General features: G+C 64.4%; 13 protein-coding genes and 4 pseudogenes. 10 read left to right on the forward strand and 7 right to left on the reverse strand.

The annotated features are described in order from the left end of the window. The first annotated feature begins 189 nt into the window (after nucleotides 1-189). Together ACFQAU_RS06795 and ACFQAU_RS06800 are read left to right on the forward strand one after the other, a co-directional pair. Nucleotides 190-453 (forward strand): glycine zipper 2TM domain-containing protein, encoded by a 264-nt coding sequence (locus ACFQAU_RS06795; RefSeq protein WP_067631066.1) that lies wholly within the window; start codon nucleotides 190-192, stop codon nucleotides 451-453. A 139-nt stretch (nucleotides 454-592) separates the two neighbouring features. Beyond that, on the forward strand, nucleotides 593-1,294 hold the full coding sequence (locus tag ACFQAU_RS06800) for a sulfite exporter TauE/SafE family protein (RefSeq protein WP_386281332.1): 702 nt from the start codon (nucleotides 593-595) through the stop codon (nucleotides 1,292-1,294). Between the two features lie 55 nt (nucleotides 1,295-1,349). Here ACFQAU_RS06800 and nagA read toward each other — a convergent pair. Both nagA and ACFQAU_RS06815 read right to left on the reverse strand, forming a co-directional pair. Continuing rightward, a pseudogene (gene nagA, locus ACFQAU_RS06810) lies at nucleotides 1,350-2,479 on the reverse strand (N-acetylglucosamine-6-phosphate deacetylase). After that, a complete protein-coding gene (locus ACFQAU_RS06815) occupies nucleotides 2,476-3,249 on the reverse strand; it encodes a glucosamine kinase nucleotide-binding domain-containing protein (protein ID WP_386283836.1) in 774 nt (257 codons plus the stop codon). Before ACFQAU_RS06815 ends, nagA begins: the two are co-directional and overlap by 4 nt. Nucleotides 3,250-3,481: 232 nt before the next feature. Here ACFQAU_RS06815 and pdxR point away from each other — a divergent pair. The 6 genes and pseudogenes from pdxR to ACFQAU_RS06845 all read left to right on the forward strand — a co-directional run bounded on the left by pdxR (nucleotide 3,482) and on the right by ACFQAU_RS06845 (nucleotide 12,420). Next, nucleotides 3,482-4,944 (forward strand): annotated as a pseudogene (gene pdxR, locus ACFQAU_RS06820) (MocR-like pyridoxine biosynthesis transcription factor PdxR). A 96-nt stretch (nucleotides 4,945-5,040) separates the two neighbouring features. Continuing rightward, nucleotides 5,041-6,816, forward strand: a complete 1,776-nt coding sequence (xsc, locus tag ACFQAU_RS06825) for a sulfoacetaldehyde acetyltransferase (protein ID WP_132443835.1) — start codon at nucleotides 5,041-5,043, stop codon at nucleotides 6,814-6,816. A 3-nt stretch (nucleotides 6,817-6,819) separates the two neighbouring features. Next, a complete protein-coding gene (locus ACFQAU_RS06830; protein ID WP_132443836.1) occupies nucleotides 6,820-7,920 on the forward strand; it encodes an acetate/propionate family kinase in 1,101 nt (366 codons plus the stop codon). Next, nucleotides 7,917-10,731: pseudogene (locus tag ACFQAU_RS06835) on the forward strand (molybdopterin oxidoreductase family protein). Before ACFQAU_RS06830 ends, ACFQAU_RS06835 begins: the two are co-directional and overlap by 4 nt. Before the next feature lie 49 nt (nucleotides 10,732-10,780). Next, entirely contained in the window at nucleotides 10,781-11,545 is a 765-nt protein-coding gene (locus tag ACFQAU_RS06840) for a 4Fe-4S dicluster domain-containing protein (protein ID WP_120351996.1), read from the forward strand. Continuing rightward, nucleotides 11,545-12,420 (forward strand): dimethyl sulfoxide reductase anchor subunit family protein, encoded by an 876-nt coding sequence (locus ACFQAU_RS06845; RefSeq protein ID WP_132443838.1) that lies wholly within the window; start codon nucleotides 11,545-11,547, stop codon nucleotides 12,418-12,420. Before ACFQAU_RS06840 ends, ACFQAU_RS06845 begins: the two co-directional genes overlap by 1 nt. 61 nt (nucleotides 12,421-12,481) lie before the next feature. Here the strand turns inward: ACFQAU_RS06845 and dapA are convergent, their stop codons facing one another. Then, nucleotides 12,482-13,357 carry a 4-hydroxy-tetrahydrodipicolinate synthase gene (dapA, locus tag ACFQAU_RS06850; RefSeq protein ID WP_067941085.1) on the reverse strand — a complete coding sequence of 292 codons (876 nt, stop codon included), beginning with the start codon at nucleotides 13,355-13,357 and terminating at the stop codon, nucleotides 12,482-12,484. Between the two features lie 124 nt (nucleotides 13,358-13,481). Here dapA and ACFQAU_RS06855 point away from each other — a divergent pair. Next, nucleotides 13,482-15,444: pseudogene (locus ACFQAU_RS06855) on the forward strand (transglycosylase SLT domain-containing protein). On the opposite strand, the gene ACFQAU_RS06860 reads toward ACFQAU_RS06855, so the two are convergent. Beyond that, nucleotides 15,409-16,302: a DMT family transporter gene (locus ACFQAU_RS06860; protein ID WP_120351998.1), complete on the reverse strand. Its 894-nt coding sequence runs from the start codon at nucleotides 16,300-16,302 to the stop codon at nucleotides 15,409-15,411. The pseudogene ACFQAU_RS06855 and the gene ACFQAU_RS06860 sit on opposite strands and share 36 nt — an antisense overlap. Then, nucleotides 16,299-16,973, reverse strand: a complete 675-nt coding sequence (gene mnmC2, locus ACFQAU_RS06865; protein WP_132443840.1) for a tRNA (5-methylaminomethyl-2-thiouridine)(34)-methyltransferase MnmC2 — start codon at nucleotides 16,971-16,973, stop codon at nucleotides 16,299-16,301. Before mnmC2 ends, ACFQAU_RS06860 begins: the two co-directional genes overlap by 4 nt. Before the next feature lie 63 nt (nucleotides 16,974-17,036). Between mnmC2 and ACFQAU_RS06870 the strand changes: the two genes are divergently transcribed. Further along, nucleotides 17,037-18,068 carry an NAD(P)/FAD-dependent oxidoreductase gene (locus tag ACFQAU_RS06870; protein WP_132443841.1) on the forward strand — a complete coding sequence of 344 codons (1,032 nt, stop codon included), beginning with the start codon at nucleotides 17,037-17,039 and terminating at the stop codon, nucleotides 18,066-18,068. Nucleotides 18,069-18,127: 59 nt separating this feature from the next. Here ACFQAU_RS06870 and ACFQAU_RS06875 read toward each other — a convergent pair whose 3' ends face one another. Together ACFQAU_RS06875 and ACFQAU_RS06880 are read right to left on the reverse strand one after the other, a co-directional pair. After that, nucleotides 18,128-18,784 carry a YiaD family glycine zipper/OmpA-like lipoprotein gene (locus tag ACFQAU_RS06875; protein WP_067629273.1) on the reverse strand — a complete coding sequence of 219 codons (657 nt, stop codon included), beginning with the start codon at nucleotides 18,782-18,784 and terminating at the stop codon, nucleotides 18,128-18,130. A 99-nt stretch (nucleotides 18,785-18,883) separates the two neighbouring features. After that, on the reverse strand, nucleotides 18,884-19,786 hold the full coding sequence (locus ACFQAU_RS06880; RefSeq protein ID WP_067629274.1) for a methylated-DNA--[protein]-cysteine S-methyltransferase: 903 nt from the start codon (nucleotides 19,784-19,786) through the stop codon (nucleotides 18,884-18,886). Nucleotides 19,787-19,789 lie beyond the last annotated feature (3 nt).

Below are 19,789 nucleotides of genomic sequence, written 5' to 3' on the forward strand. Positions count from 1 at the left end.
CCTGCGACAGGCGGCATCGGTTGACCCGGTGCCGCCTTCGTCTATCTAAACCTCTGTCTTGCCCGAACATGACAACAGATGGAAAATTGCCGCGCACACCCGCGTTGAAAATTTTTCTTAACATCCATCGCTTTCGCGGGAACCTCTTCCAACCCCCGCGTTGGCAAATGAGTAACTTGGGAGAAAGACATGAAGAAATTCCTTATCGCCGTTCCGCTGGTCGCCACTCTTGCCGCCTGTAACGGCACCACGCCCAGCCAAGGCGCCCTGACAGGTGCAGCCCTCGGCGCAGCCACAGGTGCTGCTGTTTCAGGCGGTGACGACAAGGTTCAAGGCGCAATCATCGGCGGTCTCGCTGGTGCGGCGGCTGGCAACTACATCGGCCAGACTCAGTCCGGCAAATGTGTGTACCAGAACTCCAACGGCCAGCGCTACGTCGCAGCTTGCCCATAAACGGCTGACATCGCGCGATTTCGCGCTATTGGGGCTTCGACCATCGGTCGGAGCCCTTTTTCGTGCCTCCCCCCATCTTGGCATCGCCGTGATTTGATCCTAACAGGGTTCCAAGCGCCGCATGGCGTGGGGAGGGACAATGACCACATTAAGCGATATCGCGATCTTGCTGATCGCGGCCTTTGGCGCGGGCGTGTTGAACACCATCGCCGGGGGCGGCACCTTTCTGACCTTTCCGGCGCTGGTCTTTACCGGGATGCCGCCTGTGGCGGCCAATGCCACCAGTGCCGTGGCGGTGTTTCCCGGCTACCTTGCCGGGGCTTTCGGCTTTCGCGATGAATTGGGCGGTTTTGACCGCAAGCGGTTGCTGCGGCTTAGCCTCATCACGCTGGCGGGCGGTGTGGTTGGCTCGGGCCTGCTGCTGGTCTCGTCCAACGCGGCCTTTTCGGTTGTCGTGCCCTTCTTGCTCCTCGCGGCGACGCTGGCCTTCCTGCTGGGCGACCGCATTCGCGCTTTTGCCGCGTCCCATGCCCGCGCCGTCACACCCGAAGGCACGCTCGGCCTGTTCGCGGTCAGCGTCTATGGCGGCTATTTCAACGGGGGCTTGGGTATCGTTCTGCTGGCCCTCTTCGCGCTTTGGGGGATGACCGACCTGCACGGGATGAACGGGCTCAAGAACGGGCTGAGCTTCGTGCTCTCATCGATTTCCGTGGCGGTCTTTGCCTTGGCCGGGCTGGTCGCATGGCCGCAGGCGTTGATGATGATGCTGGCCGCCACGGCGGGGGCTATGCCGGGGCGCCGCTGGCGCGGGCCTTGCCGAAACAGACCGTGCGCGGGCTGATCGCCGCCATCGGTTTTGGGATGAGCGCGGTGTTCTTCTGGCGGCTTGTCGCAGGCTAGGCGAGCAGGTCCACCGCACCGCTTTCGGGGTCGAACAGCAGCAAAGGTTGGCCCGCGCTTTCGATCCGGCCCAGACCCATGTCATCGCGCAACAGTGCCAGCGGCCCCGAAATCGCCCGCGCCAAAGCGGTCTCCAACGGCTCTCCCACCGCATGGATCAGCGTGCGGACCGCGCGGCCCAACGCTAGGTGCGCCCCCGCCAGGGTACCATCCGCCAAGGTCAACCGCCCCTCCGCGCGATAAACCTCGCGCCCGTTGAGCGTGAAGCCCGCGATATCAGAGCCCGCCGTCGCCATGGCATCACTGACGAGGAAAATCCCCTCCCCTTGGCCGCCAGCGCGTTGCGCATGCTGGCGGGATGCACATGGATGCCATCGGCAATCAGCCCCGCGTGAACCCCGTCTCGCGCCAGCGCCGCCCCGACCAATCCCGGCGCGCGGTTGCCCATCTGGCTCATCGCGTTGAACAGATGCGTGACGCAAGTGGCACCCGCATCAAAAGCAGCCATAGAGGTCTCGTAATCCGCGTCGCTATGGCCAAGCGAGACGATGACCCCGGCCTCGGCCATCGCGGCGATCTGCGCGGCGCTGGTGTTTTCCGGCGCGACCGTCACCATAAGGTTCGGCAGCAGCGCGGCGGCGCGCAGGATCAGGGCAAGATCCGCCCCCTCCATCGGGCGGATCAACGCCCCGTCATGCGCGCCCTTACGCGATAGCGCCAGATGCGGGCCTTCCAGATGCAGCCCGATAATGCCCGGCACCCCCTCGGCGATAGCAGCCGCGACAGCCTCAATCGCCGCATCGGTTTTATCGGGCGTGTCGGTGATCAAGGTGGGCAAAAGCGCCACGACACCCGTGCTGCGGTGCGCCTTGGCCATGCGCCGCAGGGTGGCCGCATCGGGGCTGTCGTTGAACATCACCCCGCCGCCGCCATTGACCTGAAGATCGACGAAACCGGGGCAGAGCACCCCCGCCTGCAGCCGCTCTGTCGGCACGCCCTGCGGCACCTGTTCAAAGGCAAGGATACGGCGGCTGCCGTCTTGCATCTGCGCCAGCACCTTGCCGTGGTGCAGATGCTTTCCATCGTGAATATCCGCCCCGGTGAAAACCCTCGCGATCTCGCTCATGGCAAAACCTCTTCCGCTGCGGCCTTGCAGACCAGATGAAACGCCCCATCAAGCGCCGTGCCGCGCGCCGCGATCAGCCCCGACAGATGGTCTTCTGGCAGGTAACGCGCGTAATGCGGGCCAATCCCGCCCAGCAGGCAGAGCGGGTCGCCGGGCGCGAAATCCAGCGCCTTCAACGCGCGGAGGTAGTAGGCCGCCCCCTCTTGCATCAGTGCCTGCGCGTGGCGGTCCCCAGCCTCGGCAGCCGCGATGACCTTGGGCGCGAATGCCGCATAGTCTCCGGGCTGCGCCGTCAGGCTGAAGGAAACGAGAGCCTCTGGATCATCGCCGAAATCCGCCAACAAAGCGCGGGTCAGGTCGCTGTGCGGCAGCACACGGTCATGGCATTGCAACGCAAAATCCAACGCGCCCCGCCCCAGCCATGCGCCTGATCCTTGGTCGGCCAGATGAAACCCCCAGCTACCGACATAGCGATACGCCGTGCCGTCGGTCGCGGCCACAATCGTACCCGTGCCGATGGCCAGCAGCCAGCCCGCCACGCCTTCGCCAAGCGCGCCGACCACGCAGGCGGGGCGGTCATCGTCGGCGTGGATCCGGGCATAGGGCAGCGCCGCGCGCAGCCGCGCTTCGTCCCGCGCGACGTTCATTCCCGCGAGCCCGATGAACGCCGTGGCGTCCTTAAGTGCCGTGAGGGGCAGCCCCGCCTCGGCCGCTGCCGCTTCCACCGCGCCGCGCAGGTTTGCGAGCGCTCTGTCCGGGTCATTGCCGATATTGGCGCGCCCCCTGTTGCACGGCCAAGAATGCCATCACGCTGCGTGCCAATGGCGGCGCGGCAACCGGTGCCACCGCCGTCAACGGCGATCAAAAGAGGGGCGGAGATGCTCATGCGACACTTTTAGGCGAGGTGCCGGGTGAACGGAAGTGCGGGCAACGCGCCGAAGTAAATTCGACAGGCGGTAATGCCAGATTGAACTCCCCTAAGGCCAGCCTAACCTTCGCCCCATGGCCCTGCCCGTCGAAACCTTTTTCCTGCGCCCCGATGCGCAAGGCACCCTGCAACAGCAGATCCAACAGATGATCGCCCAAGGCATCCTCTCGGGTCGGTTCCAGCGGGGTGAGAAGCTGCCCTCCACCCGCAAGCTCGCGGCGCATCTTGGGGTCAGCCGGATCACGGTCACCATCGCCTATACTGAACTTTTGGCGAATGACTACCTCACCTCGCGCGGGCGGTCGGGGTATTTCGTTTCCGACAACGCCCCCGCGCCCCCAGCCTTTGCCCCCAAAGCCGAAGCCGATGACGCCATCGACTGGACCCGCGCCATCGGCCAACGCTTCAGCGCCAATGGGCTGGCCGCCAAACCGCAGGACTGGGCCAGCTACCGCTACCCTTTCATCTACGGCCAAGCCGACCCGACGCTGTTCGACCACGCCAACTGGCGGCTCTGCGCGCTGCAAGCCTTGGGCCAACGCGACTTCACCTCGATGACGACCGATTACTACGACCAAGACGACCCGCAACTGATCGAGTTCATTGCCCGCCATATCCTGCCCCGGCGCGGCGTCTCGGCCCGGCCCGAGCAGATCCTCATCACCCTCGGCGCGCAGAACGCGCTTTGGCTGACAGCGCAGGTGCTGCTGACCCAACGCCGCCGCGCCGTTTTGGAAGACCCGTGCTATCCGGCGCTCAGCGGCATCCTGAGCCAGTCCCGCTGCCACATCACCCCGGTGCGCGTTGATCAAGACGGCCTCCCGCCTGAGGCGATCCCCCCGATACGGATGTGATTTTCACCACGCCCAGCCACCAATGCCCGACGAATGCGACCATGCCGATGGATCGCCGCCGTGCGCTTTTGGCCCGCGCCCGCGCGCTTGAGGCGCTGATCGTCGAGGATGACTATGAGTTCGAGATGTCCTTTCTCAAACCCGCCTCGCCCGCGCTCAAGTCGCTCGATGATGAGGGGCGGGTGATCTATGTCGGCAGCTTCTCCAAGTCGCTCTTTCCGGGGCTGCGGCTGGGGTATCTGGTGGGGTCTGAGCCGTTCATCCGTGAGGCCCGCGCGCTGCGCGCCTCGGTCCTGCGCCACCCGCCGGGGCATATCCAGCGCACTGCCGCTTATTTCCTGTCTCTGGGCCATTACGACGCCCAGATCCGTCGCATGGGGCTGGCCTTGCATGAGCGTCGCCGCGTCATGGAAGAGGCGCTTGAGACGCACGGCCTGCGCGTCTCCGGCCGGGGTGCCTATGGCGGATCGTCCTTCTGGATGCGCGCGCCCGAAAGCGTCGATACCGCGCAACTGGCCGAAAACCTGCGCGCGCGGGACGTTCTGGTTGAACCCGGCCACGCCTTTTTCGCGGGCGAAGAGAGGGCCACGAATTACTACCGGCTGGCCTATTCCTCCATCCCCGCGGCACGGATCGGCGAAGGGGTTGGCCTGATCGCCGAAGAGATCGACCGCCTGCGCTAATCTGGCCCTAGGGCTAGGCCAATTCTGGCCCTAACCCCGCCCCGCGCCTGCCCGTAATTTGCCCCAAGCTTTGCCCCACGCCCAAAGGATCGCCCCATGAAAATGACCACCGAAGAAGCCTTCGTCAAAACCCTTCAGATGCATGGGATCGACACGGCCTTTGGCATTATCGGCTCGGCCATGATGCCGATCTCCGACCTGTTCCCCGCCGCCGGGATCACCTTTTACGACGGCGCGCATGAGTGTAACTCTGGCATGATGGCCGATGGGTTCACCCGCGCGTCGGGGCGGATGTCGATGATGGTGGCGCAAAACGGGCCGGGGATTACCAACTTCGTGACGCCGGTGAAAACCGCCTATTGGAACCACACGCCGCTGCTGCTGGTGACCCCGCAGGCCGCCAACAAGACCATCGGTCAGGGCGGCTTTCAGGAGGTCGAGCAGATGGCCCTCTTCCGCGACATGGTCGCCTATCAAGAAGAAGTGCGCGACCCGACCCGCATCGCCGAGACACTGAACCGCGTGATCCTGCAAGCCAAACGCCACTCCGCCCCTGCGCAGATCAACATCCCCCGCGATTTCTGGACCCAAGTGATCGACATCGACCTGCCCGCCATCGTCGAGTTCGAGCGCCCCTCCGGCGGAGAGACCGCCATCGCCGAGGCGGCAGAACTGCTTTCAAACGCGAAATTCCCGGTGATCTTGAATGGCGCGGGTGTGGTCATCGGCGGCGCGATCGACGACGCGCGCAAACTGGCCGAACGGCTCGATGCGCCTGTCTGTTGCGGCTACCAGCACAATGACGCCTTCCCCGGCTCGCACCCGCTGTCGGTCGGGCCGCTGGGCTACAACGGCTCGAAAGCGGCGATGGAACTGATCGCCAAGGCCGATGTGGTGCTGGCGCTTGGCACGCGGCTTAACCCCTTTTCAACCCTGCCGGGCTACGGCATCGACTATTGGCCCAAAGACGCCAAAATCATTCAGGTCGATATCAACCCCGACCGCATCGGCCTGACTAAGAAGGTCAGCGTCGGCATCGTCGGCGACGCGGGCAAGGTGGCCCGCACGATCCTTGACGGGCTGAGCGACAGCGCGGGCGACGCGGGCCGCGAGGAACGGCGCAACCTGATCGCCCAGACCAAATCCGCTTGGGCGCAGGAACTGACCTCGATGGATCACGAGGACGACGATCCCGGCACCACATGGAACGAGCGTGCCCGCGACCGCGAACCGGAAAAGATGTCCCCCCGCATGGCATGGCGCGCGATCCAGAAAACCCTGCCGAAAGAGGCGATCATCAGCTCCGACATCGGCAACAACTGCGCCATCGGCAATGCCTATCCGACATTTGAGGCAGGCCGCAAATACCTCGCCCCCGGTCTCTTTGGCCCCTGCGGCTACGGTTTCCCGGCGATCTGCGGGGCCAAGATTGCCTGCCCGGATGTGCCTGTGGTGGGCTTTGCCGGGGATGGCGCTTTTGGCATTTCGATGAACGAGATGGTCAGCGTCAGCCGCGACGACTGGCCCGCCGTGACCATGGTGATCTTTCGCAACTACCAGTGGGGCGCGGAGAAACGGAACACGACGCTGTGGTTCGACGACAATTTCGTCGGTACCGAACTGGCGCAGGACGTGAGCTATGCCGCAGTGGCCAAGGCTTGTGGCGTCGAGGGCGTACAAGTGTCGTCGATGGATGAGCTGACCGACGCGCTGGACCGCGCGGTCAAGGCGCAGATGGACGAGGGCAAGACGACCTTCATCGAGGTGCTGCTGAACCAAGAGCTGGGCGAGCCGTTCCGCCGCGACGCGATGAAGAAACCCGTTTCTGTCGCCGGGATCAGCCGGGATGACATGCGCCCGCAACAGGTCTGAGGCGTGACCCAAGCGCTGGTGCTTGTCGTCAACGCGGGATCGTCGTCTATCAAGGCGGCAGTCTTTGACGGCGGGTTGACCGAGGTTTTGCGGATCGAGGCGCAGGGCATCGGCCAGACCGGCGCGCTTCAGGTCGGGTCTGCACCAGCGCAGCCGCGCGCCTTGCCGGATCACCAGACGGCCTTCCGCGCGCTGCTAGAGGCGCTGCGCGGGGAAGGTATCGATACCGGCGATCTCACTGCCGCCGCGCACCGTATCGTGCATGGCGGGCCGGATTTGGCCGAGACCTGTGTGATCAGCCCGAAAGTGCGGGCCGCCATCGCCGCCGCCGCGCCGCTTGCGCCGTTGCACAATCCGCACCACCTCGGGGCCATCGACGCGCTGGCCAGCCTCATGCCCGACCTGCCGCAGGTCGCCGCATTCGATACCGGGTTTCACCGGACCAACCCCGATGTCGCCCGCCGCTATGCCCTGCCCGACCGGGCCGAAACGGCTGCCCTGCGCCGCTATGGGTTTCACGGCATCAGCTATGAAAGCCTCGTCGCGAACTTTCGCGAGACCACTGGCACAGGCCTCCCCCGCCGTTTGCTGGCGCTGCATCTGGGCAATGGCGCGTCGCTCTGCGCGATACGTGAGGGGCAATCGGTCGCCACCACCATGGGGTTTTCGCCCCTCAGCGGGCTGACCATGGGCACCCGCGCGGGCGAGATTGACGCGGGTGCGGTGGTGCATCTGGTGCGCGACATGGGGCTGGAAGAGGCGCAAACACTGCTGCATCACGAAAGCGGATTGCTGGGGCTTTCGGGCCTCACTGCCGACATGCGGCAATTGGCGGAAACAGACAGCGACGCCGCCCGCTTCGCCCGTGACCATTTTTGCTACTGGATCACCCGGCAGGCGGGGTCGATGATCGCTGCCATGGGCGGGATCGACGGCATCGCCTTTACCGGGGGCATCGGCGAAAACGATTCCGGGGTGAGGGAAAAGGTTCTTGCAAACCTTCGCTGGGCGGGAAATATTCCCTCTTGGATCATCCCCGCCGCCGAAGAGAAACATATCGCGCGCCAAACGCGCGCCCTGCTGAAAGACCCCGCCCTCTCATGACGCACTCCCAGCCGCCGCTTGATCTGTCGCCCAAGGTCTCGGACGAGGTTCGCAAGACCACCTGCTACATGTGCGCCTGTCGCTGCGGCATCAACGTGCATATGAAGAAGGGCAAGGTCGCCTATATCGAGGGCAACCGCGACCATCCGGTGAACCAAGGTGTGCTCTGCGCCAAAGGCTCTGCCGGGATCATGCAGCACAACTCTCCCGCGCGCCTGCGCAACCCGATGAAACGGGTCGGCCCGCGTGGCTCGGGCGAGTTTGAGAGCATCAGTTGGAACGAGGCGCTGCAGATTGCCACCGACTGGCTGGAGCCGCTGCGCCGCGAAGCGCCGGAGAAACTGGCGTTCTTCACCGGGCGCGATCAGTCGCAGAGCTTCACCTCCCTTTGGGCGCAATCCTTCGGCACGCCGAACTACGCGGCCCATGGCGGTTTCTGCTCGGTCAATATGGCCACGGCGGGCATCTACACGATGGGCGGCGCGTTCTGGGAGTTTGGCCAGCCCGATTGGGATCACACCAAGCTGTTCATGCTGTTTGGTGTGGCCGAGGACCATGACAGCAACCCGATCAAGATGGGTCTGGGCAAGCTGAAGAAACGCGGTGCGCGGGTCATCGGGGTGAACCCGATCCGCACCGGGTATAACGCCATCGCCGACGATTGGGTCGGCATCACGCCCGGCACCGATGGGCTGTTTATCCTGTCGTTGATCCACTGCCTGATGAAGGCCGGGCGCATCGATTTGGACTACCTCGCGCGCTACACCGACGCGCCGGTGCTGCTGAACAGCGACCCGAAGTCGCCCGAGTATGGCCTGCAACTGCGCAACGCGGACGGCAAGGCGCTAGTGGTCGACCGCAAGACCGGCAAGCTGACCCCTTTGACCAGCCCGGCGTGCGCCCCGACCTTGCCGCCACCTACCGAACGGCGGGCATCACGCACCGCCCGGTCTTTCACCAGATGGCCGAGCAATACCTTGGTGAGGACTATACCCCCGAAGCCGTGGCCGAGCGTTGTGGCATCCCCGCCTCGCGCATCCGCGCCATTGCCGCCGAACTGGCCCGCGTCGCCTTTGACGAAGCCTTTGAGCTTGAGCACGAATGGACCGACTTCCGCGGCGAGCACCACAAGACGATGACAGGTCGCCCGGTCTCCTTCCACGCCATGCGCGGCATCTCGGCCCATGCCAATGGGTTTCAGACCTGCCGTGCGTTGCATGTGCTGCAGATCATCCTTGGCACCGTCGAAGTGCCGGGCGGGTTCCGCTTTAAACCGCCCTACCCCAAGCCTGCCACGGCGCACCCCAAACCACATTGCAAAGCCACCCCCGATGCGCCGCTCGACGGGCCGCATCTGGGTTTCGTTCAAGGCCCCGACGATCTGGCGCTACGCGCTGATGGCAGCCCCGCGCGGATCGACAAGGCGTTCACATGGGAAAACCCGATGTCGGCCCATGGGCTGATGCATATGGTGATCTCTAACGCCCACGCGGGCGATCCCTATAAGATCGACACGCTGTTTCTCTATATGGCTAATATGCCGTGGAACTCTTCGATGAACCCCGGCGGGGTGATGGAGATGCTGACCGACACCGACGAGAATGGCGAATACGTCATCCCTCGGATCATCTATTCCGACGCCTATTCCTCCGAGATGGTGGCTTATGCGGACCTGATCCTGCCCGACACGACGTACCTTGAACGGCACGACTGTATCTCACTGCTCGACCGCCCGATCAGCGAGGCCGACGCCGCCGCCGATGCGATCCGTTGGCCCGTAGTAGAGCCCAACCGCGATGTGCGCGGCTTTCAGTCGGCGCTTTGTGATCTGGGGACAAAACTTGGCCTGCCGGGGTTCGTGAACGAGGATGGCACCCAGAAATACAAAGACTACGCCGACTACATCACCAGCCACGAACGCCGTCCGGGCATCGGCCCGCTGGCCGGGTTCCGCGGTGAGGATGGCAAAGACGCCGGGCGCGGGGCGCCGAACCCCAAGCAGATCGACCGCTATATCGAAAACGGCGGTTTCTTCGTCAATCACATCCCCGAGGGCGCGAATTACTACAAGCCGTGGAACGCCGCCTATCAAGATTGGGCCGTCGGCATGGGCATCTATGACGCGCCGCAGCCCTATCTGTTTTCGCTCTATGTCGAGCCGCTGCGGCGCTTTCAACTGGCCGCCGAAGGGCATGGCAAACGCCAGCCCCCGACCATCTGCGCGAGCGGATTAAGCAGACCATGTCGCCCCTGCCAATCTGGTATGAAAGCGACCCTGAAGGCACGCAGGGCTATGATGTCCACGCCCTCACCCAACGGCCCATGGCGATGTACCATTCATGGGGCAGTCAGAACGCTTGGCTGCGGCAATTGCACGGGCACAATCCGCTCTACCTGCCCACGGCGATCATGCGTGCCAAGGGGCTGCAAGACGGCGATTGGGCGCACGTGACCTCCCCGCACGGAGGGATCACGGTGCCGGTGATGGAGATGGCGGCCCTGAACCCCAAAACGGTCTGGACATGGAACGCCATCGGCAAACGCAAAGGCGCATGGGCGCTGGACCGCGACGCGCCCGAGGCGACCAAGGGCTTCTTGCTAAACCACCTGATTCACGAATTGCTGCCACCCAAAGGCGACGGTTTGCGGTGGTCGAACTCCGACCCGATCACCGGACAGGCCGCGTGGTTCGACCTTAAAGTGCATATCGAACAGACCGACGCCCCTGCCGAGGCGCAGCCGGAAATTCCGCCGCAACGCTCCCCAGTCCCGCCCGCGCCGCGCGACATCGCGTGGAAGGTGGGCAAATGACCGCCTCCCTCCGCGCCGCACCGCTCAAGACCCCTCAGGACCGCTAGCCATGACCACGCTCCCACAACAGACCGACCGCAAACTCGGCCTTGTGATCGACCTTGATACCTGTGTCGGCTGCCATGCATGCGTGATCTCCTGCAAGGGTTGGAACACCGAGAACTACGGCGCGCCCTTGTCGGACCAAGACGCCTATGGCGCGGACCCGTCGGGCACCTTTCTCAACCGCGTGCACAGCTATGAGGTGCAGCCCGAGGCCGGTGCCGCGCAACTCGTCCACTTCCCGAAATCCTGCCTGCACTGCGATGACGCGCCCTGCGTCACCGTCTGCCCCACGGGGGCGAGCTACAAGCGCGTCGAAGACGGGATCGTGCTGGTCAATGAAAGCGACTGCATCGGCTGCGGCCTCTGCGCATGGGCCTGTCCCTACGGCGCGCGCGAGATGGATCAGGCCGCGGGCGTGATGAAGAAATGCACCCTCTGCGTCGACCGTATCTATAACGAGAACTTGCCCGAAGAAGACCGCCAGCCCGCCTGCGTGCGCACCTGCCCCGCTGGCGCGCGGCATTTTGGCGATCTGGGCGACCCCGAAAGTGCTGTGAGCCAACTGGTGGCCGAGCGTGGCGGTGTGGACCTGATGCCCGAGCAGGGCACCAAGCCGGTCAATAAATACCTGCCGCCCCGCCCGCGCGATCAGTTGCAAGCCCCAGAGGACAGCGGCGATATCGACGTGTTGGCCCCCTTCCTCGCCCCGATCGACAGCGGCCCAAAAGGGTTCCTCGGCTGGCTTGATCGCACTTTGGAGAAGCTCTGATGCATCCGGCACCCTCTGTTATTCTGTTTAGCAGCCTGTCGGGCATGGGGTTTGGCCTGCTGGCGTGGCTTGGCATCGGCCTGCCCACTGTGACCGGCTGGGTAGCCTTCGTCTTTTTCGCGCTGGCCTATCTGCTGGCGGTGGGCGGGTTGATCGCTTCGACCTTCCACCTTGGCCATCCCGAACGCGCGCTCAAGGCTTTCACCCAGTGGCGCAGCAGTTGGCTTAGCCGTGAGGCTTGGGCCTCGGTAGCGGCCCTGCTCACCATGGCGGTCTATGGCGCGGGGCTGGTGTTTTACGACACGCGGCTTTGGCCGCTGGGGCTGCTTGGTGCGGCATTGTCGCTGCTGACGGTGCTGACCACGGCGATGATCTATACCCAGATGAAGACGGTGCCGCGCTGGCACAGCGTGATGACGCCGCTGAATTTCCTGTCGCTCAGCATCGCGGGCGGTGCCCTGCTGGCGGGGCAGGTGACGGCGGCGATGGTCCTGCTGGCGCTGGCGGGGGCGGTGCAGATCGCCACTTGGTGGCACGGGGATCGGGCGCTGGCGGCCTCGGGCACCGATATCGCGACAGCAACGCGGCTCGGCAATATCGGCAGCGTCCGCGCCTTTGAGCCGCCGCATACAGGCAGCAACTACCTGCTGCGAGAGTTCGTTTATCAGATCGGGCGCAAACACGCGCTGAAGCTGCGGGTGATCGCGATCACGCTGATGGTGCTGCTGCCGCTTCTGCTGCTTTTGTCGCCCGTGTTCCACCACCTTGCCGCTGCCCTCGCGGTGCTCAGCCACGCGGCGGGGGTGCTGACCTCCCGCTGGCTGTTCTTTGCGCAGGCGGAACATGTGGTCGGCATCTACTACGGCAAACGCTGAACGCAAAAGAGGGGGTGTCTCCACCCCTCTTGCATTCAAATTCACAGCTTAAAAAGCAGGCTTAGTTCATCAAACCGGCATGACGCAGACCCGCATCGACTAGTTCCTTGGTCGGGTCCGTCAGCTCTGTCAGCGGCAGACGTACCTCGTCGGAACAGAGATCCAGCCGCGACATGGCGTATTTCACGCCAACCAGCCCCGGCTCGGTAAAGATCGCCTTGTGCAGCGGCATCAGACGGTCCTGCAATTCCAACGCCTTGGCGTAATCGCCCTCAAGGCAGGCCGCCTGCATCTGCGCGGAAAGACGCGGTGCGACATTGGCGGTGACCGAGATACAGCCAACGCCGCCTTGGGCGTTGAACCCATGCGCGGTGGCGTCTTCGCCGGACAGCTGGCAGAAATCCGGGCCGCAGGTGATGCGCTGATCGCTAACGCGCGCCAGATCGCCGGTGGCGTCTTTCACGCCGACGATGCGCGGCAGCTGGGCCAACTCGCCCATCGTCTCGGGCAGCATATCCACGACCGAACGGCCGGGGATGTTATAGATGATGATCGGCAGTTCACAGCAGTCGTGCACGGCGGTGAAATGCGCCACCAACCCGCGTTGCGTGGGTTTGTTGTAATAGGGCGTCACCACCAGCAGCGCGTCGGCGCCGACCTTTTCGGCGTGGCGGGCAAGACGGATGCTTTCGACCGTATTGTTCGACCCGGCACCGGCAATCACCGGGATGCGCCCAGCGACGGCTTTGACCACCTCTTCGACGACGGTCTCATGCTCGGCATGGCTCAGCGTCGGGGATTCGCCGGTGGTGCCGACGGGGACAAGTCCGCTCGACCCTTCGCCGATGTGCCATTCGATAAGTTTCTTGAGCGTATCCAGATCCAGCGCGCCGTTGCGAAACGGCGTGACGAGGGCAGGCAGAGAGCCTTTGAACATGTGCACGCTCCTTAAGTGCTGGCCGGCGGAAACCGGACTGGATGAAGACTTTTGCGGGGACTAATGTTTGATAAACGTCGCCCGAGCCATATGTTGCAAGGCTCTAGCCTCGGAGACGTAGGAAATGCAAGCGATGACGCGCCTGATGGCGATTCTCATGAGTGTTTTTGTCCTGACCGTGCCTGCGGAAGCGCAGCGCCCGCGCCCTTTGGGCTGGGCGATGGACGCGATGCGCAGCGGCAATTGGGACGCGGCTGCGGCCTTGGCCGCCCGCGATGGGCAGGCCGCCGTCGATGTGATCGAATGGCACCGCCTGCGCGCCGGGCGGGGTACTTATGCCGAAGCGCGTGACTTTCTGAACCGCAGGCCCGATTGGCCCGGTGAGGCATATCTGCGTCGGCAGACCGAAGAGGCGGTGATCAAGCAGTCCCAAGACGACATACTGGATTTCTTTTCGGCCATGGCCCCGCAGACCCCGCGCGGGGTGCTGGCCCATGCCAAGGCACTGATCGACAGCGGCCAGCGCGGCGAGGCCGAGGCGAACCTCGTTCTGGCGTGGCGCACCATGCCGATGAACGCCACCAGTCAGGAATTGTTCGTTGACGCACACAGCAGCCTTCTAGCCCCGCATCACGCGGCGCGCCTCGAAGAGATGCTCTGGCAGCGCGAGCATTCCGAAGCGCGGCAGATGTTCGATCTGGTTTCCAGCGCCGACAAGGCACTGGCCGAGACGCGCATCGCCCTGCAAAAGCTAGAAAGCGATGTAAACACCAAGATCGACGCCCTGCCTGCATCAAAGGCCGATGCGCCGGGGCTGGCACATGACCGCTTTGAGTGGCGGATGCGCAAAGGGCTGCGCGATGACGCCAAGGCATTGATGCTGGCAAAGTCGACCTCGGCTGTGGGGCTGGGCCAGCCCCCGCTTGGGCCAACCGCCGCCGCGCCTTGGCGCGGGACGAGATGCGCAATGGCGACGCCAAAACCGCCTACCGGCTGGCCTCGCAACACTTCCTGACCGACGGCTCGAACTACGCGGACCTTGAGTGGCTTTCGGGCTATATCGCGCTGCGCTTTCTGAACGACCCAACGACTGCGTTGGGCCACTTTCAAAACCACGATAACGCCGTGGAATCCCCGATCAGCCAAGGCCGCGCCGGCTATTGGCAAGGCCGCGCGCTGGAGGCGATGGGCGATGCCGAAGGCGCTGCCAAGGCCTATGCCATGGGGGCGAAATATCAGACATCCTTCTATGGGCTGCTGGCCGCTGAGCGGGGCGGCATTCCCTTCGACGAAAAGCTAACGGGCGCGGCCCCTGCCCAAGACTGGCGAACATCCCCGCTCGCCCGCGCGCCCTTGTTCGAAGCCGGGCTGCTGTTGCAAGCCTCGGGTGAGCTGTCCACCGCAGAGCGGTTCTGGACCCATCTGGCAGAGCAACTGGTGCCCGAAGACATCGCCCTGCTGGGGCAGGCGGCAATTGACGCAGGCCAGCCGCATCTCGCGGTGATGATCGGCAAACGCGCGGCGCAGCGCGGGTTGGAAGTGCCCGCCCCTATTACGCGCTGCACAGTCTGGTCGAGAAAGACCTGCCAATGGCCACCGAAATGACCCTCGCCATCGCGCGCCGCGAAAGCGAGTTTGACCCGAACGTCCAAAGCGGCGTCGGCGCGCGGGGCTTGATGCAGATCATGCCCGCCACGGCGAAAGACGTGGCACGCGATCTGGGCATCTCTAGCCAGCACACCACAGACCGCCTGACCGCCGACCCCGACTACAATGCACGGCTTGGGGCGACTTACCTGTCGCAGATGGCCGGGCAGTTTGACGGCAACGTATCCATGATGTCAGCCGCCTATAACGCGGGCCCCCGCCGCCCGCGCCGCTGGATGTCGACCTATGGCGACCCGCGCAAAGGTGAAATCGACATTGTCGATTGGATTGAGATGATCCCCTTCCGCGAGACGCAGAACTACGTGATGCGGGTGACCGAAAGCCTGCCCGTCTACCGCGCCCGTCTGGGGAAAGACCCGCTGCCGATCCCCTTTAGCGAAGAGTTAACCGGGTCGACGCTGAAGGCGTTCGCGCCATAGGGTGAACAGCCCCGCCGCCACGATCATGCCTGCGCCCAGCACCACGCTCGGGCGCAGCACTTCGTTAAAGACCGACAGGCCGATGATCACTGTAAAGATCAGCTGCGTATAGGCGAAGGGCTGCACGGCGCTCGCCTCGGCAACCTCATAACAGCGGATCAGCAGCCAGTGGCCCGTCACCCCGGTGATGCAGAGCGTGCCCATCAACAGCCAGTTGCCCGGTGTCATCGGCTCCCAAAACCAGACGCCCACGGCGGTCATCACCGCCGCCCCGGTCACGCCGGTCCAGAAGAAACTCGTCGCCGTATTGTCACGCCGCGCAACATAGCGGGTGAGCAGCCCGTAGACCGCGAACATCGCCGCCCCCGCCAGCGGGATCGCGGCGGCAGGGTCCACCACCCGCAGCCCCGGTTGCAGGATCACCAGCACCCCGATGAACCCCACACCAATCGCGGCCCACCGCCGCCAGCCGACCTTTTCACCCAAGATCGGGCCCGAGAGCGCCGCTACCAGCAGTGGATAACAGGTGAAGACAGCATGGCTTTCCACCAACCCAAGGATCGTAAAGCCAAGCACCATCGTACAAATCTGCGCCGACAGCAGCACGCCACGCAGGATCTGCACCGCAGGCTGCGTGGTCGCGGCGGCCTTGCGGATGCCACCCGCCTTGCGCAGAGCCAGCGCGATAACGAAAGCGGCAAAGAACCAATAGCGGATCATCACCACCATCAGCACATTGTAGTTCTCGGCCAGATGGCGCGACAGCCCATCTTGGACGGCAAAGACCATTGTCGTGGCGATCATCAGCATGATGCCAAGCGGGATGTTGTTGGATTGAGGCACGCTAGACTGGCTCATGCTGGCATCCGCGCGCGGGTCATGTGGCGTTTGCGGCCATAGCCGGGGATGCGGGTGACCTCGAATCCGCCTGCGCCAAGCGCGCGGCGCACGAAGCCTGCGGCGGTATAGGTCGCGGCGGTGCCGCCCGGCGTGGTGTGACGGGCAACCTCGGCCATCAGAGCATCGCCCCACAACTCAGGGTTCTTGGCGGGCGAAAACCCGTCGAGGAACCAAGCATCGGCCTGCCCCTGCCAAGCGGGAAGGGCTTGCCGCGCATCGCCGATGATGATCTCTGCCCGCAGGCCGGGCAGTTCCAACACGCCGCCGGTGCCATCCCACGCCGCTGTCAGCGCATCACGCCGCCCGTCAAGCGCGGGAAAGGCCGCATGGGCCTGCGCCATATCCTCAGGCCGCATTGGGTAGGCTTCGAAACTGGTGAAATGCAGCGGCCCTTCGTGGCCCGCGCGCATCCATGCGTCCCACGCCAGCAGCAGGTTCAGCCCGGTGCCAAAGCCCAGTTCGGCGATGTGAAAACCGGGGCGAAAACGCTCTGGCAGGTCATTGCCCGCCAGAAAGACATAGGCCGTTTCCGCCGCGCCGTCCTCTAGGCTGAAGTAGGGATCATCGAACTGGGTCGAGACGGGCACTTGGCCCTCGCGCCACGTGATCTGGGCATTCTGGTCTGGCACGGTACGTCCTGCTAGAGGGGAGTGAAGTCGCGCAGACACTGCGCAAGCTGGCGGGGAATGGCAATGGTGGATGTAACCGTAAGAGGGGCCGGGATTTTTGGCCTGTCGGTGGCTTGGGCCTGCGCTCTGCGCGGCGCATCGGTGCAGGTGGTGGACCCTGCCGGGCCGGCGGCAGGCGCGTCGGGCGGGATCGTCGGCGCGCTGGCGCCGCATGTGCCAGAGAATTGGAACGCCAAGAAAGCGTTTCAACTCGACAGCCTTCTGAGCGCTGAGGCATTCTGGGGCGAGGTCGCAGCCACAGGAGGCGTCGCGCCGGGGTATATCCGCAGCGGGCGCCTGCAGCCTGTCGCGGATGAAGCGGCGCTGGCCCTCGCCCGACAACGGGAAGCCACGGCGGCGGCGCTTTGGCAAGGACGCGCGCAGTGGGAGGTTATCCGTGCCGAGGAGGACGCTTGGGCCCCCGCAAGCCCCACCGGCTGGCTGATCCGCGACACGCTGAGTGCACTCGTCCACCCGCGCCACGGCTGCAACGCACTGGTCGCAGCATTGGCGGCAAAGGGCGTCGAGATAATCAGCGAAGGCCCGGATCAAGGCAAAGTTCTTTGGGCCACGGGCGTGGCCGGGCTGGAGGCGCTCAACACAAATCACCCGCGTCTGGTTGGCGCAGGCATCAAGGGGCAAGCCGCGCTGTTGCAACTGGACCGAGGCGGCGCGGCGCAACTCTTTGCCGATGGGGTGCATGTCATCCCGCATCTCGACGGCACGGTGGCAGTCGGCGGCACGACAGAACGCGAATATGACAGCCCCGACAGCACCGATGCACAGCTTGACGCGGTGATCGCCAAGGCCCGCGCGGCGGTGCCCGCCTTGCAAGACGCGCCGGTGATCGAACGCTGGGCCGGGCTGCGCCCCCGCAGCCGCAGCCGCGCGCCAATGTTGGGCGCATGGCCCGGCAGGCCGGGGCAGTATATTGCCAATGGCGGGTTCAAAATTGGCTTTGGTATGGCCCCCAAAGTGGCAGAGGTGATGGCCGATCTGCTGCTCGAAGGGCGCGATGCCATCCCCGAGGGCTTTAGGGTTGGCGATAACCTCTAGGCCAAAGAAAAACCCCGGCCAGTGGCCGGGGTTCAATACCGTTCCCAACGGGTCGCGGCTTAGCGCGCGTTGGGCAGGATCACGATCTCGACCCGGCGGTTCTGCGCCTTGCCTGCGGCACTCAGGTTGCTCGCCACTGGCTGGCTTTCGCCGCGGCCAAAGGTCTGCAAACGCTGCTGCGGCACGCCGTTGGACAGCAGGATGTTGCCAACAGCCTGTGCGCGACGCTCGGAAAGCTGCTGGTTATACGCCGCTTCGCCATCGCTGTCGGTGTGGCCGACGACCTGCAGGGTGGAGTTCTGATAAACGTTCACGTTCTGCGCCAGCGCGGCCAGATCGTCACGCAGGGCGGGCGATACGTTGGTGCTGTCGGTCGCGAACAGGATATCCTGCGGCAGGGTCACGATCAGACGGTCGCCGGTGTTGGTAATGACCACACGGCTGTCCATCGCGGCGCGCAACTCGGCCTCTTGCTTATCAAGCGAGTAACCCACGCCCGCGCCGATCGTGCCGCCGATCAAAGCGCCTTTCAGGGCGCCTTTGCCGTCACCTTCGGAAATCGCACCGGCAAGGGCCCCGACGCCCGCACCGATCAAAGCGCCATTCTTGGTCCGCTGGTTGGGATCGCCATTGCCGGGCTGCAGTGGCTGCGTACACGCACCCAGTGTCATCGCGCCGGCCAGAGCGGCGGCCAAAGTCATCTTCGAAGAAATCATGTCTACTGCCTTCATGTTTGCGGGCCCCGTTCGGGCGGGGCATCTTGACGTGAACGCAATATAGGCACTCAATGTTCCCGCGAACATTACATATAACCTTTATTCGGCAGAAACCCGCCCAGATGGGGGAGTTTGCGCTTCTGCCCGCGCGGATTCAAAGGCCAGCATCGCCCGTTTCACCGGCAGACCCCAGTGATAGCCGCCCAAACCGCCGCTTTTGCGCAGCGCGCGGTGACAGGGGATCAGCCAACTCACCGGATTGCGCCCCACCGCCGTGCCTACGGCGCGCACGGCACGGGGGCTGCCGACGGTCTGCGCAATTTCGGAATAGGTGGTCACCTGCCCCGACGGGATGCTCAATAGCGCCTCCCAAACCTTGATCTGAAACGGCGCACCGATGAGATAGAGCGGTGCCTTCGCTTCGGGGTCTTTCTGCATCCCAAACGCGGTGTCGACCCATGGGCGCAGCCGGTCGGGTGCTTCGACGAACTCAGCCAGCGGCCACCGGCTGCAAAGGTCCTCCATCGCTGCGTCCTCTCCCACCTCCGACGAAAGTGCCAAGCCGCAGATGCCTTTGTCGGTGCCCATCACCAGTGTCGGGCCAAAGGGGCTGTCAAACCATCCCCAATAGATCGTCAGCCCTGCGCCTTTGCGGGCGAACTCACCGGGGCTCATCGCCTCCCAGCGCAGGAACAGATCATGCAACCGCCCGCTGCCTGATAGCCCCAACTCATGCGCCGCCGCCAATGTAGTGAAGTGATCGCGCAGCATGACCTTGGCCTGATCCAGCATCAGATATTGCTGGTAGCGCTTGGGCGACACCCCCACCCAGCGCGAGAACAGCCGCTGGAAATGCGCGGCGGACATGCCCATTTCCCCGGCGATCCAGTCCAGTTGCTTGGGGTCTTCGGCCTCGTCGATCAGGGCGATGGCGCGGCGCATCACCTGATAGTGGTAACCCTGATCTTCGGGCGCGGGGGATATCTGTGCGATCTGTGTCATGCC

The organism is Sulfitobacter profundi (assembly GCF_042661425.1).
Classification (GTDB): Bacteria; Pseudomonadota; Alphaproteobacteria; order Rhodobacterales; family Rhodobacteraceae; genus Sulfitobacter; species Sulfitobacter profundi.